Raw genomic sequence first — 14,439 nt, forward strand, 5'->3', positions numbered from 1 at the left:
CATTGCGAGGAGCAAAGCGACGAAGCAATCCATGCTACGGTTTGGGCCGCTCTTTCTGGATTGCTTCGCTTCGCTCGCAATGACGGGTCTTTGGTTCTCATCCCGCCTTGGGAAAAGAGATTAAGAGCAATGGCAATTCAACCCAAAGCGATTAAACTCTAGCGATGGCTGCTTATATCGCGCGACGCCTCCTTTTCATGATTCCGACGATTTTCGGAATCCTGTTCATTTCCTTCGTCATCGTGCAATTCGCGCCGGGCGGCCCGGTCGAGCGCATCCTCGCGCAATTGCAGGGCCAGGATTCGGGCGCGACCTCGAGTTTCAGTGGGGGCACCGATCTCGGCGCGGGCGCGAGCCGCGGCGGCGGGCTCGACTCGAAATATCGCGGCGCGCAAGGGCTCGATCCGAAATTCATCGCCGAGCTCAATAAGCAGTTCGGTTTCGACAAGCCGGCCTATGAACGCTTCTTTCAGATGCTGAAGAACTATCTCGTCTTCGATTTCGGCCGGTCCTATTTTCGCGACGTATCCGTCATGCAGCTTATCAAGCAAAGGCTGCCGGTTTCGATCTCGCTCGGCCTTTGGATGACGCTCATGTCCTACGCGATCTCGATTCCGCTCGGCATCCGCAAGGCGATGAAAGAGGGATCGCGCTTCGACGTTTGGACATCGGCCGTGGTCATCATCGGCTATGCGGTGCCGAGCTTTCTCTTCGCCATCCTTTTGATCGTGCTTTTTTGTGGCGGCTCATTCTGGCAGATCTTTCCGCTGCGAGGGCTCACCTCGGACAATTGGAACGATCTTTCGCCCTTCGGAAAGGTCACGGATTATCTCTGGCACATCACCTTGCCGGTGCTCTCGATGACGCTCGGCGCCTTCGCCACGATCACTTTTCTCACCAAGAATTCTTTCTTGGACGAGATTCGCAAGCTCTATGTGCAGACCGCGCGTATGAAGGGCCTGAGCGAAACGCGGGTGCTCTACGGGCATGTCTTCCGCAATGCGATGATGATTGTCGTCGCGGGCTTTCCGGGCGCTTTCATCGCCGCCTTTTTCGGCGGCTCTTTGTTGATCGAGACGATTTTTTCGCTGAACGGCCTCGGCCTTCTGTCGTTTGAATCGATCGTCAATCGCGACTATCCGGTGGTCTTCGCCAATCTCTATATTTTCGCTCTGCTTGGCCTTTTCGTGAATCTCCTCTCCGACCTCACCTATACCTGGATCGATCCGCGCATCGATTTCGAGACGAGGGAGGTTTGAGGTGAGCAGTGCCGGCTTCGAACGCGAATTGATCTACGAGGGTCCGGCGCTCGCACCGGTGCTTCCAGCGCAAGGCCTGATCGCGCTCTCGCCGATCAACCGCAGACGGCTCGCCAATTTTAAAGCCCATAACAGAGGCCATTGGTCGTTCTGGATCTTTATCGTTCTCTTCGGCCTGTCGCTTTTTGCCGAATTCATCGCGAACGATAGGCCGCTCATCGTGTCCTATAAGGGCGAGCTGCTGTTTCCGATTTTCCACGATTATCCGGAAGAAAAATTCGGCGGCTTCCTGGCCCAGACGGATTATCGGGACTCGGTCATCTCCGATGAGATCCAATCGCATGGCTGGATCCTGTGGCCGCCGATCCGCTATTCCTACCGTACCATCAATCGGGCTTTGCCGGTCCCGGCGCCCTCGCCGCCGACCTGGATGCTCTCCGACGCGCAATGTCAGGCCGCGGCCGCCAAACTCTTGAAGCCGGGCGAGCCCAATCGCGGCTGCCGCGACATCGAATGGAACTGGCTCGGCACAGACGATCAGGGCCGCGATGTGCTGGCGCGGCTCATTTACGGGTTCCGGCTTTCGATCCTGTTCGGACTGATCCTTGCCGCGATTTCATCGGTCATCGGCATAGCAGCCGGTGCGGTGCAGGGCTATTTCGGCGGCTGGACCGATCTTTTGATGCAACGGTTCATCGAGATCTGGTCGTCGCTGCCGCGGCTTTATCTGCTCATCATCGTGTCATCCTTTATCGTGCCGGGCTTTTTCGTGTTGCTCGGCATTCTTCTGATCTTCTCCTGGGTCTCGCTCGTTCACGTGGTCCGCGCCGAATTCTTGCGGGCACGCAATTTTGAATATGTGAATGCGGCCCGCGCGCTTGGATTGAGCAATGGCAAGATCATGGTGAAACATATTCTGCCGAATGCGATGGTCGCGACCTTGACCTTTCTGCCCTTCGTCTTGAATGAATCGATCACGACACTGACGGCGCTTGATTTTCTGGGCTTCGGCCTGCCGCCGGGCTCGCCGTCGCTCGGCGAACTTCTGCTGCAAGGCAAATCCAATCTTCAGGCGCCGTGGCTCGGCCTCACCGGGTTCATCGTCATCGCGGCCATGCTCTCGCTTTTGATCTTCATCGGCGAAGCCGTGCGCGATGCTTTCGACCCCAGGAAGACACTCGCGTGAGTCCGCTTCTCGACGTTCGCGATCTCTCGGTCACCTTTCATCAAGGCGATCGCGACTTCGCGGCGGTCGACAAAATCTCCTTTACGCTGACGGAAGGCCGCACGCTGGCGCTGGTCGGCGAATCCGGCTCCGGCAAAAGTCTGACGGCGCTTTCCATCGTCAAACTTCTGCCGCCGGGCGCGGACTTGCGCGGACAGGTCCTGTTCAATGGCGAGGACATATCGGCCTGCAGCGAAGCGCGGCTGCAAAGCCTGCGCGGCGAAGCCATCACGATGGTTTTCCAGGAGCCGATGACCTCGCTCAATCCGCTCCACACGATCGAGCGGCAGATCGGCGAGATCCTGCAGTTGCACGGGATGCGTGGCGCGGTAAAGATACGTGCCCGCATCATCGAGCTTTTGCAGGAAGTCGGCATTCCCGATCCCTCGGAGAGGCTAAATGCCTATCCGCATCAATTGTCGGGCGGCCAGCGCCAGCGCGTCATGATTGCCATGGCGCTCGCCAATCGTCCGAAGCTTTTCATTGCCGACGAGCCGACGACGGCGCTTGATGTCACCGTGCAGGCGCAGATCCTGACGCTCTTGAAGGATCTTCAAAAGCGCCACAACATGGCGATGCTCTTCATTACGCATGATCTTGGAATCGTGCGCCGCCTCGCCGATGACGTCGCCGTCATGCAGCATGGCAAGATCGTCGAGGCGGGTCCGGTCGAGACGATTTTTTCAAAGCCGCAGCATCCCTATACGCAAATGCTGCTTGCGGCCGAACCGAAGGGCGAGCCGCCGGCGCTCGATCTCTCCGCGAAAGTGATCCTCACCGCCGAGGACATCAAAGTTCATTTTCCGATCAAGCGGGGTTTTTTTCGCCGCACCGTCGGTGTGGTAAAGGCGGTCGACGGCATTTCGCTGTCGGTGCGCGAAGGCCAGACGCTCGGCATCGTTGGCGAGTCCGGCTCCGGCAAGACGACATTGGGCCTGGCGCTTCTGCGGCTGATTTCCTCGCAAGGCAAGATCCTTTATCTCGGCCGGGCGATCGAGGGTCTGGGCTTCAAGGCGATGCGTCCCTTGCGCCGCGAGATGCAGGTGGTCTTCCAGGACCCTTATGGATCTCTCTCGCCGCGTCTGTCAGTTGCTGATATCGTCGCCGAAGGGCTGATCGTCCAGGACAAGGGCCTGAGCTTCCTGCAAAGGCGCGAGATCGTCGCCCGCGCCTTGGACGATATGGGGCTCGATCCGAAAGACATGGATCGTTACCCGCATGAATTTTCAGGCGGGCAGCGCCAGCGCATCGCGATTGCGCGCGCCATGGTGCTCGATCCGAAATTCGTGGTGCTCGACGAGCCGACCTCGGCGCTCGACATGTCGGTGCAGGCGCAGATCGTCGAGCTCTTGCGCGAACTGCAGAAGAAGCGCGGCCTCGCCTTTCTCTTCATCAGCCATGATCTCAAGGTCGTGCGCGCCTTGGCGAGCGAGATCATCGTCATGCGCTACGGCAAAGTGGTCGAGGCGGGCGAGGCGGCGAAGATTTTCGGCAATCCGCAAAGCGATTATACGCGGGCGCTCTTCGCCGCGGCGTTCCATATCAAGGCCGATGTCAGCAACGCCGTCAGCCAATAGATTTCTGTTTTAAACGCTGACCCTGGTAAGGTCCGCCTTATACTTATCCAATTTGGAGACATTCGATGCGTTACGAACTATCCGGTACCGTGATGCAAACCCTGGCGGTCGATCTCGATCCCGGCGAAACCGTATTCAGCCAGACCAATTGCATGTGCTGGATGAATGATGCGATCGCCATGTCGACCCATACGGGAGGCGGTTTTCTCGCCGGCATCAAGCGCAGCTTCGGCGGCGGCAGCTTTTTCATCACCGATTTTACGGCGCAGGGACCAGGGCATGTCGCGTTCGCCCCGCGCTTTCCCGGCACGATTCTGCCTGTGCAGCTCAACGCCGCTCAGGCCTTGATCTGCCGCAAGGAGACTTTTCTCTGCGCGGAAAAATCGGTGACCCTCGATGTGGCCTTGCAGAAGCGCCTCGGCGCGGGGTTTTTCGGCGGCCAAGGCTTCATACTGCAAAAGGTCATGGGCCCCGGCATGGTCTGGCTCGATCTCTCAGGCGAAGTGGTCCACCGCGACCTTGCCATGGGCGAGCGCCTCCTGGTTCATGCCGGCCATGTCGGCGTCATGGACCCGAGCATCGGATTCGACATTCAATTGGTGCCCGGATTTAAAAATATCCTGTTTGGTGGCGACGGCCTCTTCCTCGCGACCCTCACCGGGCCTGGTCACGTCGCATTGCAGAGCATGCCGATCATGAATCTCGCGGAAGAGATCGGCCGCTATCTTCCAGGCAATGGGGAAGCCTCGACGTCCGGCAATGTCGCGACCGGCGTCGCGGCAAGCGCGGTCGGCGCCGTCCTTGGCAGTCTGTTCGGTTCGCGGAACGACCGTGCCTGATCGCGCCTGAGACGGTTCACTCCGGCCCGAGTTCGGACACGATGCTCGGCAAAGGCTCGGTCGGCAGTGTCGTCTCCCAGCCGCCGCCGAGCGCCTTATAGAGCTGGACGAGATCGGTCGAGACATTCGTCGCGCTTTGCGCATATTGCTGCTTGGCGGCGAACAGAGTCTGCTCCGCGTTGAGAACCGTGATGAATTCAGTGACCCCATCGACATAGCGCGCGCGGGACAATGTGAGCGCCTGTGCGGAATGCCCGATCTGCGCCTTGAGCGCTTCGCGCCGTTTCTGCTCGTTGCGGAAGGAGACCAGCGCGTTGACGACGTCATGCCAGGCTTGCAGCACCGCCTTTTGATAGGCGATCGCCGCCTCTTGCTGCTGCGCCTCGCGCAGTTCCAAAGTCGATCTCAGGCGGCCGCCTTCGAAGATCGGCAAAGAAATGCTCGGGCCGAAGGTGTATTGCAGCGAGCTGCCCTTCCACAGATTCTTCAAATCGAGGGAGTTGAAGCCGACGCTGCCGTTCAGTTTCACGCTCGGATAGAATTCGGCGACGGCGACACCGATATCGGCCGTCGCGGCATGGAGCTGCGCTTCCGCCTGCCTTATGTCTGGGCGCCTGCGCGCGAGCTCGGAGGGAATGCCGAGCGGCACGCGGGCGGGAGCCGGCGGGATCGGCTTGGCGCGCGCGAGCTTGCCTTCCAATGAGCCGGGCGGTTCGTCGAGCAAGAGGGCCAGCGCATTCATCTGCACCGTCTCTTGCGTGTGCAATTGCGGTATCTGCGCCTTGATGCTTTCGACTTCGGCCGCGGCATTCTCGACATCGAGCCCGGTGACGAGACCTTTCTCGACGCGCGCGCGCGTCAGCTCCATGATCTCGGTCGCGCTTTTCAGATTGTCGTTCGCGATGGCGATCTGCTCCTGCACGCCGCGCAATTCGATGTAGTCGCGCGCCACTTCGGCGAGGAGCGACACGAGAACATCGCGGCGCTGGTCTTCGCTCAGGTGGATCTGCGCGTCGCCAGCCTCGATCTGGCGGCGGACATGGCCCCAAATATCGACTTCCCATGCGGCATCGAAGGTCGGCTGATAGATGCTGATCGGTGGGACGACGAAGGGTTGTCCGTTGGTAAGGGCCTTGCCCAGGCTGACGATGCCGTTCTGGCTCAAAAGCTCGCGCGTATAGGTTGCGTTGCCGTTCAGCGTCGGGAAAGCGGCCGAGGCCGTCACGCCGCGCTGGAACCGGCTTTCGGCCAATTTGACTGTGGCCGTCTGCAAATCGAGATTGGTGGCTACCGCCTCCTCCTCGAGCCGCGTCAGGGCGGGGTCGCGGAATGTCGCCCACCAATGCGGGTCTGGCGCCGCAGGGAGGAAGGGCGGATTCGGGGGAACCGCAGGCGTCGGTTTGCCAAAGAACGAAACCGCTGGGAGCCCGGGGGTGGGCGGAACGAAATCCGGGCCAACGGAATAACAGCCCGACAGGCTCGACGCCGCCAGCAGACTGAATAATTTGACCGTTTTCAACCCCATTGGCCCGTCCGAACGCTACGCTTATTGGGCTAGAGCGGGATGAGGAAAAGTGTGCAGCGGTTTTCCGCCCGCATCCCGCTCTAAACTATCTAGTGCCATTGCGCTCGATATGATCGGACGCGCCATTCACCGTATGATCTTAACCGAAAAGGCTGCGACTTTTCGGGAACACCTTTGAACTTATTGCATCAGCACTTTCGGGTCCGATGGCTCTAATGCCCTCCGGCCGGCGCCCGGCTGCCTATCTGAGGCGACAGGAGAAAACAGACGGGTACGACGGCGAAGGCAATGACCGCGCAATATAAAAACACGTCGGCATAGGCCAGGACTTGGACCTGCTTCAGAAAGACCTGATAGACTTGACCGAGCGCGTATTGATGCGCCGTGGCCGCCGCATGGCCCATGGCGATCCAGGCCGCCTGATAGCTCGCGATAAGATCGTTGAAGGGCTGATGGGAGGGCGTCGCCCATTGTGACAGATAGAATTGATGGGTCTGCGCTCTTTGCGTGACGAAGGCCGTGGACAGCGAAATGCCGATCGAGCCGAACACGTTCCGGAACATGGAAAAGAGCGCGGTCGCATCGCCGTTGAGTTCGCGCGGCAAGGTCGTATAGGAGATCGTGCTGATCGGCACGAAGAGGAAAGCCAGCGCCGTGGTCTGGAAGGCACGCATCTCCACGAGCGTCATGAAATCGATATTCGGAACAAGCCGGTTCGAATAGATCATCGAACATCCCATGATGAAAAAACCGGCCGCGATCACGTAGCGCGTTTGCACGTATTTGAGCAGTCTCGTCACGAAGGGGATGAGAAGAATGATGACCACGCCGCCCGGCGACAGGATCAGGCCCGACCAGGTCGCGTCATAGCCGATGACTTGTTGCGCGAATTGCGGAATGATCACCGCGCTCGCATAGAGGAGAGCGCCGGTGGCGCCGATCATGATGCAGCCGCCGGCGAAATTACGGTCCGCGAAAACCCGCAGATTGACGATCGGCTTTTTCGCGATCAGCAGCCAGATGATCGAGCCGATGATCCCGGCGACGGCCAAAAGCCCCATGAGCTGAATGAAAACGGAGCTGAACCAATCGTCGTCCTCGCCGCGGTCGAGCATGACCTGCAGGCAGCCGAGGCCGAGCGTGATGAGCGACAGGCCGATATAGTCGATTCCGCGGCTCTTTCTCTCTTGAATCCACGGCGGGTCTTGGACCAGAAGCGACACAAGAAAGACGGCGGCGATACCGACCGGCACATTGATGAAGAAGATCCACCGCCATGTGGTCTGGTCGGTGATGATACCGCCGAGCGTCGGGCCCAGTACCGGCGCGACGATGGTCGCGATGGCGACCACGCCGAAGGCGGCGCCGCGTTTTGCCGGCGGAAACGTATCGAGGATGATCGATTGCTGATTGGGTTGCAGGCCGCCGCCGAAAAACCCCTGCGCCAGCCGGAAGACCACGAGCTGCCCGAGGCTCGTCGCCGTGCCGCATAGAAACGAGCAGACCGTGAACATCGCGATGCAGATCAGGAAATAGCGTTTGCGTCCCAAAAGGTCGCTCAGCCATCCGGAAATCGTCAGCACGATGGCATTGGCGACGAGATAGGAGGTCAAAGCCCAGGTGGCCTCGTCGCTGCTCGCCGACAGACTGCCCGCTATATGGGGCAGGGCGACGTTGACGATCGTGGTATCCAAGATTTCCATGAAAGCCGCGCTCGTCACCACGACCGCGATCAGCCATGGATTATGCGCGGGCCTCCAATCCGAATTCGGATTCGGCGGTTCGATCATCTGACCGTCACCGAGGGAACGACGGAGAGACCAAGCGGCAAGGGAATATTGGGATCGAGACCGCTGTCGATGACGATCTTGACCGGAACGCGCTGGACGATCTTCACGAAATTGCCGGTCGCATTTTCAGGCGGGAAGGCGGTGAATTTCGAGCCGGACCCGAGCTGGATCGAATCGACATGGCCTTTCAAATGCAGATTTGGATAGGCATCGACGCTGATCTCGGCGGGCTGGCCCGGGCGCATCAGGGTCAATTGGCTCTCCTTGAAATTCGCCGTGACCCAAATGTCCGGCGAGACGATCGAGAAAATCTGCTGGCCGGGAGTCACATAAGTGCCGACCTCGACATTGCGTTTGGTGATCCAGCCATCCTGCGGCGCGGTCACGACCGTCCAGGACAGGTTGAGATCGGCTTGATCGAGGCGCGCCTGTGCCTGTCCGACCTGGCCCGAGAGCTGGCCGACCTGCGTCCGCGCCTGGCCAATTTGTTCCTGCACCGGCTCGGCCTGTTTCACGCGCGCTTCTGCCAGCGCCACCTGGGCTTGCGCCTGATTATAGGCGGCTGTCGCCTGGTCGACTTCCTGTTGCGAGGTCGCGAGTTTCGTCAAAGATTTTTGCCGCTCATAATCGGCTTGGGCTTTGACGAGATTGGCTTTCGCCGTGGCGAGCTGCGCTTGCGCCGCCTGCAGTTCGGCCGGAAAATTCTTCTGGGCAATCGCTACCGCGAACTTGAAGCCTTCGAGCTGCGATTTGGCCGTCGCGAGCGCGCCCTCGGCCTGAATGCGATCGTTTGTATATTGCCGAGGGTCGATATGAATGAGCGGCTGGCCCTTGTGAACGAACTGGTTGTCCGTCACATCGAGGGAGACGACGAGTCCCGATACCTGCGGCGCTATGGAGATGGCGCGGCCATCGATAAAGGCGTCGTCGGTGCTCTCAAGATGCGATTGCACCTGCCAATAATGATAGCCCGCACCGGCGCCCAGAATCACACCGAGAAAGATCCCGATCCAAAGCAAGGGGCGGCGCTTGCGCGGTTTCGCCGGGCCGCCTGGAGCCTGCGACTTATCTTCTTTGGGCTTGTCGTCGCGCGCCACAGGCCCCGGAGGCGGAACCTGCGGCGGTTCGGCTTCGGCAACGGGACCGGGCTTTTTCGCCGATGTGACGGTCATCGCTCGCGGCCCCCGTTTTTTGCGCCGGCGCAGCCGGTTTTACCCGCGCGGACGAAGGAGTCAGCATGGGCGTTTTTGCCTCTCGTGGCCCAAAAGCGGACATGCGCGGGAACATCAAAAGTCATTTCCATTGCGCCTAGGGTAGAGACTGGGTCACAATATGAATAAATCCGTATTGTGCGCCGAACTGATCCGAACTATCTAGTTCGCTTAAAGCAGGATGTCTATGGCTTCGTCAACAGTGCTGAACGACCCGGAACAGTGCGTGGAGGAAAAACGGCGGGTCCGCCGCGGGGAAACCCGCCGCTGCGAGGTGGCTGAGGTGGCGCAGCGAATTTTCCTTGAGCGTGGCTATAGCCAAACGACCATGCAGTCCATCGCCGAAGAGGCGGGGGCCTCGAAAGAAACGCTTTATCGTCATTTCGGCAGCAAGGAAGGGCTTTTTACCGAAATCGTGCGCGCGAAATCGGCGCAAATCGCGACACGTCTCGACGAGGAAATCACTCTGCATGCCTCTCCCGACGAGGTCCTGACCCATGTCGGCACCAGCCTTTTGAAGACCTTGAGTTGCGACGACGTCTTGTCCTTTTACGGGTGGATCGTCGCCGAAACGCCGCGGGCGCCCGAGCTCGGCCGCATTTTCTATGAGCTCGGCCCGGCTATGGTGCGGGCCAAATTGAAAACCTATCTCGAACGCGCCACGGAACAGAAGGTTCTGTGTTGCGACAATCCTATTTTGGCGACGAAAATCTTTTTAGGCTCGATCCTCGCGGACATCCATCTGCGGGCTCTCACCCTTGGCGTCAAAGACATAGGTGAAGCTGAGATCCGCGAACAGGTTGACGCCGCCGTTGCCATGTTTCTCGCGCGGTACCGCTATCCCGTCAAAGCCTGATCGGCAGACGTCCACATCTTTTCGGGGGGCTTAATACCCGTCCGCGCGCGTATCGCGCTGGCGCGGATCGGAGGCGCCGATCAAAAGATTTTTGATGCGTCCGATGGTTTGCGCCGAGCCCCAGGCATTGGCCACGGTCACTCTATAGCCCTGCGCCTCGAGCGCATGGATCGTGTCGGGCGAAAGGCCGCGCTCGACCCGCAATTCATCCGGAAGGCCTTGATGATGAATGCGCGGCGCTTCGGTCGCCTCGGCGATATTCATCCCGAAGTCGAGGACGTTCAGTACGATTTCAAGCACAATCGTGATGATGCGCGAGCCGCCGGGCGAGCCAGTGACGAGGAGGAGCCCGTCCTTATCGAAGACCATGGTCGGGGCCATGGACGACAAAGGCCGTTTGCGCGGTCCAGGCGCATTGGCCGCGCCGCCGACAAGACCATAGGCATTGGGGGCACCGGGTTTGGCCGCGAAATCGTCGAGCTCGTTGTTGAGGAGGATGCCCGTGCCATCGGCGACGAGGCCAAGCCCATAAGAGAAATTCAATGTGTAAGTGTTCGACACCGCATCGCCGGCCTCGTCGACGATCGAAAAATGCGTCGTCTGATCGCTTTCGTAAGGCGCAGGATCGAGTGGTTTGATCGACGCGGGGTCGCGTATGTGATCGGCCGGAATCTCGGCCCGCAATTTCGCGGCATAGGCTTTTGAAATAAGACCTTTGACGGGAATATCCGTGAACGCCGGATCGCCCAGATATTCGGCCCGGTCCGCATAAGCAAGCTTCATGGCTTCGGCGAGATCGTGGATCGTCGCGGCCGAATTGGCGCCAAGATCAGCCAGCGGAAAACCTTCGAGAATATTGAGAAGCTCGATGATATGCACGCCGCCCGACGACGGCGGCGGCACGGAAGCAATCTCATAGCCGCGATAGGTTCCGTGCAAAGGCTCGCGCTCGATGGCCCGATAGGCGCTGAGATCCTCGAGCGTCATGTGACCGCCGGCCGCCTGCACCGCGGCAACAAGCTTTTCGGCAATGGGTCCCTGATAGAAGCCGCGCTCCCCATCACGGCCTATGGCTTCAAGCGCATTGGCGAGATCGGTTTGGACGAGACGCTCACCGCGTGTCAAAGGCGTCGCGTCCGAGTGCAGAAAAATCGCTTGCGTCGATGGCCAGCGGCGCAGCCACGATGCGCTTGAGGCGAGTGAATCGGCGAGGCCGTCATTGACCGTCAGACCCTGGCGGGCGAGTGCGACCGCGGGCGCCGCGAGATTGGCGAGGCTGAATTTGCCCGATCCATATTTGCGCAAAGCCAGCGCCAGGCCCGCGACCGTCCCGGGCACGCCGACCCCCAATCCGCTGGCGCGCGATTTTGCCGGTACTGCCACACCATTGTTGTCGAGAAAGACATCCGGCTTCGTATCGGCGGGTGCCGCTTCCCGATAATCGATGACGACGGTCTTATTGGGGGCAGCGAGATGAACAAGCATGAAGCCGCCGCCGCCAAGATTGCCGGCCTGCGGGAGAGTCACCGCCAAGGCGAAGCCGACCGCGACGGCGGCATCCACGGCATTGCCGCCGCGCTTGAGAATATCGACCCCGACTTCTGTCGCCTGCGTCTCTTGACTGGCGACCATGCCATGCGTGGCGAGCACAGGCAGGATGCGGCGGCCTTGGGCGGCGAAAGATTGCCCGGCCGGCTCCGCATAAGCCGGCTCCGCGCAAGCCGCCGCGCATAAGCCAATGCTTAAGTATAAGGCGGCAAAAAAAGCCGTCCTTCGGCCAGAGTAAATGAGGTCCGACCAAGCCCGGCTTTCGGCGTGAGCCAAGGCGTGCGGCGCCTTGCATCTCATGCGGTGGTACCAAAAGAACCCTGACATCACGACTCGGATCGTAGGCAATTACTTAACGAAATTAAGCGATTGTGCCAGCACAACATGCCCCCGTCTCGCGGCATACCGGATGCCGGCGAAATCCGGGTTCGGAAAGGCGTTTCCCATCGTGGCAATGGAACGTTCATGTCTCTCGTAGTGATCATTGATGACAGTGCGACCAATCGCAATATTTTCGGTTTGCTGGCTCAGTCCCTTGCGCCCGATATCACTGTCAAAACCTTTGGCGATCCGGCCGAAGCATTGGTCTGGCTTTCGGACAATACGCCTTACCTCATTATCACCGACTATAAAATGCCGCAGATGGACGCCGCGGAATTCATCCGACGTTTCCGTGCCTTCCGCAATTCTGACAATGTCCCGGTCATCGTCATCACCGTTTACGAAGAGCGCTCCTTCCGCCTGCAGGCGCTTGAGGCGGGCGCGACGGATTTTCTGACCTCGCCGGTCGATCACCACGAATTCCTGACCCGCGCACGCAATCTGCTCGATCTGCGCAAGCATCAACTTCTGCTTGCACAACGCGCCGATACGCTGGAGCGCGAATTGAAGGACAGCGAGCGTTCGCTGCGCGATTCAAGCGAACGACTGGCGCAGGTCATCGACACTTTGCCGATCATGATCAGGGCGGTCGGCTACGATGGAAGCGTCTTGTTCGTCAACGCCTATGAAACCCGGTTTTTCGCCGTCGATCCGGCCTCCGTCATCGGCAAGCAGGGATCGGTCCTGCTCGGAGAGGAAGCCTGGTCGAATTCCTATGCGCTCGACCGCATGGTGTTTGAAACCGGCAAGGCCATGCCGACCTATGAAGAAGAGATCGTCGATCATGCGGCTGTGAAGAGGGTCTTTTTGACCTCCAAGGCACCGTTGCACGATCTCGACAACAAAGTCATCGGGGTCCTGACGAGCTCGCTCGACATTTCGGCGCGCAAGCAGACCGAAGCGCATCTCCGCTATACGGCGCAGCATGACGCTCTGACGGATCTGCCGAACCGCATGATGCTGCGCGAGAGATTGCGGAGCCTGATTGCGCGCTCGCGCCGCGGCGATCATCTTTTTGCGCTGCACCTCATCGATCTCGATGGCTTCAAGCGCGTTAATGATCTCCTGGGTCATACGGCCGGCGATCGGTTTTTGAAGGCACTCGCCAAACATTTGCGCCATTCGATCCGCGAAGCGGATATGATCGCGCGGCTTGGTGGCGACGAATTCGCCGTTCTTCAGAGAGATGTCGGCTCGAGCGAAGATGCAGCCGTCTTCGCGACTCGTATCCTTGAGACCGTCGGGCGTTTCAAATGCCAGGACCATGACGGCCTTGTCACCAGCGCCAGCATAGGCATCGCCATGCACCCGTCGGACGGGAGCGACGCCGAAGATCTTTTGCGCAACGTCGATCTCGCCATGTACAAAGCCAAGGCCGAGGGCGGCAACAGCTTCTGTTTCTATGCGGCGGATTTGCAGGCGCGTGCCAAACACGCCGCGGGTCTCGATGCGGAATTGCGTCATGCTTTGGCGGAAAATCAATTCCTGCTCTATTATCAACCGCAGGTCGATCTTTCGACAGGCCAGATCGTCGGCGCGGAGGCGCTTTTGCGCTGGAACCGCCCCGGCAAGGGGATCACGACGCCCGGCGCCTTTCTGGCGCGCGCCGAGGAGAATGGTCTCATCCTCCCGATCAACGAATGGGTTCTTCGTGAGGCCTGCCGCGAACTCAAAGCCTGGCACGATGCCGGTCTTCCGCGCATCCGGATCGCGGTCAATCTGTCGCCGGTTCAATTCCGCAAACGCACCGTGCCTCTGCTCGTCGCCAAAGTTCTGGCCGAGTCGGGGCTTGAGGGCCAATATCTCGATCTTGAATTGACCGAAAGCATCATGATGCAAGATATGAACGCGGTCGAGCGGGATCTGCATCAACTCGTCGATCTCGGCGTGCATCTTGCGATCGACGATTTCGGAACCGGCTATTCGTCTCTGGCCTATGTGAAACGTTTTCCCGTCGACCGGATCAAGATCGACCAGAGCTTCGTCCGCAACATGGTGGATGACGTGAACGATGCCGCAATCGTCCGGGCCATCATCACGCTCGGCCATAGCCTCAATGTCACGGTCGTTGCGGAAGGCGTCGAGACCGCCGATCAATTGGCCCGTTTGCGCGCAGAGAACTGCGACGAAATCCAGGGCTATTATTTCGGCAAACCCATGCCGGCTGCCGATTTTGCGGATTTGATCCGAGGCGGTTCGCCGATCGCACTCCGCTCGGCTTGAGGCCA

General features: G+C 59.6%; 10 protein-coding genes. 6 read left to right on the forward strand and 4 right to left on the reverse strand.

The window, feature by feature from the left end:
* The first annotated feature begins 164 nt into the window (after nt 1-164).
* From A3OQ_RS0104430 to A3OQ_RS0104445, 4 genes are all read left to right on the forward strand, one after another.
* Entirely contained in the window at nt 165-1,259 is a 1,095-nt protein-coding gene (locus A3OQ_RS0104430) for a microcin C ABC transporter permease YejB (RefSeq protein ID WP_020174153.1), read from the forward strand.
* Between the two features lies 1 nt (nt 1,260).
* Nucleotides 1,261-2,445: an ABC transporter permease gene (locus A3OQ_RS0104435; protein WP_020174154.1), complete on the forward strand. Its 1,185-nt coding sequence runs from the start codon at nt 1,261-1,263 to the stop codon at nt 2,443-2,445.
* The gene (locus tag A3OQ_RS0104440) at nt 2,442-4,061 is read left to right on the forward strand and encodes an ABC transporter ATP-binding protein (protein WP_020174155.1); all 1,620 of its coding nucleotides are present in this window, start codon (nt 2,442-2,444) and stop codon (nt 4,059-4,061) included. Before A3OQ_RS0104435 ends, A3OQ_RS0104440 begins: the two co-directional genes overlap by 4 nt.
* Before the next feature lie 65 nt (nt 4,062-4,126).
* Complete coding sequence (locus tag A3OQ_RS0104445; RefSeq protein ID WP_026595486.1) at nt 4,127-4,900, forward strand: TIGR00266 family protein; 774 nt, start codon at nt 4,127-4,129, stop codon at nt 4,898-4,900.
* Nucleotides 4,901-4,916: 16 nt separating this feature from the next.
* Here the strand turns inward: A3OQ_RS0104445 and A3OQ_RS0104450 are convergent, their stop codons facing one another.
* The 3 genes from A3OQ_RS0104450 to A3OQ_RS0104460 all read right to left on the reverse strand — a co-directional run bounded on the left by A3OQ_RS0104450 (nt 4,917) and on the right by A3OQ_RS0104460 (nt 9,387).
* Nucleotides 4,917-6,425: an efflux transporter outer membrane subunit gene (locus tag A3OQ_RS0104450; RefSeq protein ID WP_020174157.1), complete on the reverse strand. Its 1,509-nt coding sequence runs from the start codon at nt 6,423-6,425 to the stop codon at nt 4,917-4,919.
* A 212-nt stretch (nt 6,426-6,637) separates the two neighbouring features.
* Nucleotides 6,638-8,215: a DHA2 family efflux MFS transporter permease subunit gene (locus A3OQ_RS0104455; RefSeq protein WP_020174158.1), complete on the reverse strand. Its 1,578-nt coding sequence runs from the start codon at nt 8,213-8,215 to the stop codon at nt 6,638-6,640.
* Nucleotides 8,212-9,387 carry an HlyD family secretion protein gene (locus A3OQ_RS0104460; RefSeq protein WP_020174159.1) on the reverse strand — a complete coding sequence of 392 codons (1,176 nt, stop codon included), beginning with the start codon at nt 9,385-9,387 and terminating at the stop codon, nt 8,212-8,214. Before A3OQ_RS0104460 ends, A3OQ_RS0104455 begins: the two co-directional genes overlap by 4 nt.
* A gap of 322 nt (nt 9,388-9,709) precedes the next feature.
* Here A3OQ_RS0104460 and A3OQ_RS0104465 point away from each other — a divergent pair, with 322 nt between their 5' ends.
* Nucleotides 9,710-10,282 (forward strand): TetR/AcrR family transcriptional regulator, encoded by a 573-nt coding sequence (locus A3OQ_RS0104465; protein WP_040579867.1) that lies wholly within the window; start codon nt 9,710-9,712, stop codon nt 10,280-10,282.
* 30 nt (nt 10,283-10,312) lie between these two features.
* Here A3OQ_RS0104465 and ggt read toward each other — a convergent pair whose 3' ends face one another.
* On the reverse strand, nt 10,313-12,130 hold the full coding sequence (gene ggt / locus A3OQ_RS0104470; protein ID WP_020174161.1) for a gamma-glutamyltransferase: 1,818 nt from the start codon (nt 12,128-12,130) through the stop codon (nt 10,313-10,315).
* A 165-nt stretch (nt 12,131-12,295) separates the two neighbouring features.
* On the opposite strand from ggt, the gene A3OQ_RS0104475 reads away from it, so the two are divergent.
* On the forward strand, nt 12,296-14,434 hold the full coding sequence (locus A3OQ_RS0104475) for a two-component system response regulator (RefSeq protein ID WP_020174162.1): 2,139 nt from the start codon (nt 12,296-12,298) through the stop codon (nt 14,432-14,434).
* Nucleotides 14,435-14,439: the final 5 nt, after the last annotated feature.

Origin of the sequence: Methyloferula stellata AR4, assembly GCF_000385335.1 — a bacterium.
GTDB classification, from domain to species: Bacteria; Pseudomonadota; Alphaproteobacteria; order Rhizobiales; family Beijerinckiaceae; genus Methyloferula; species Methyloferula stellata.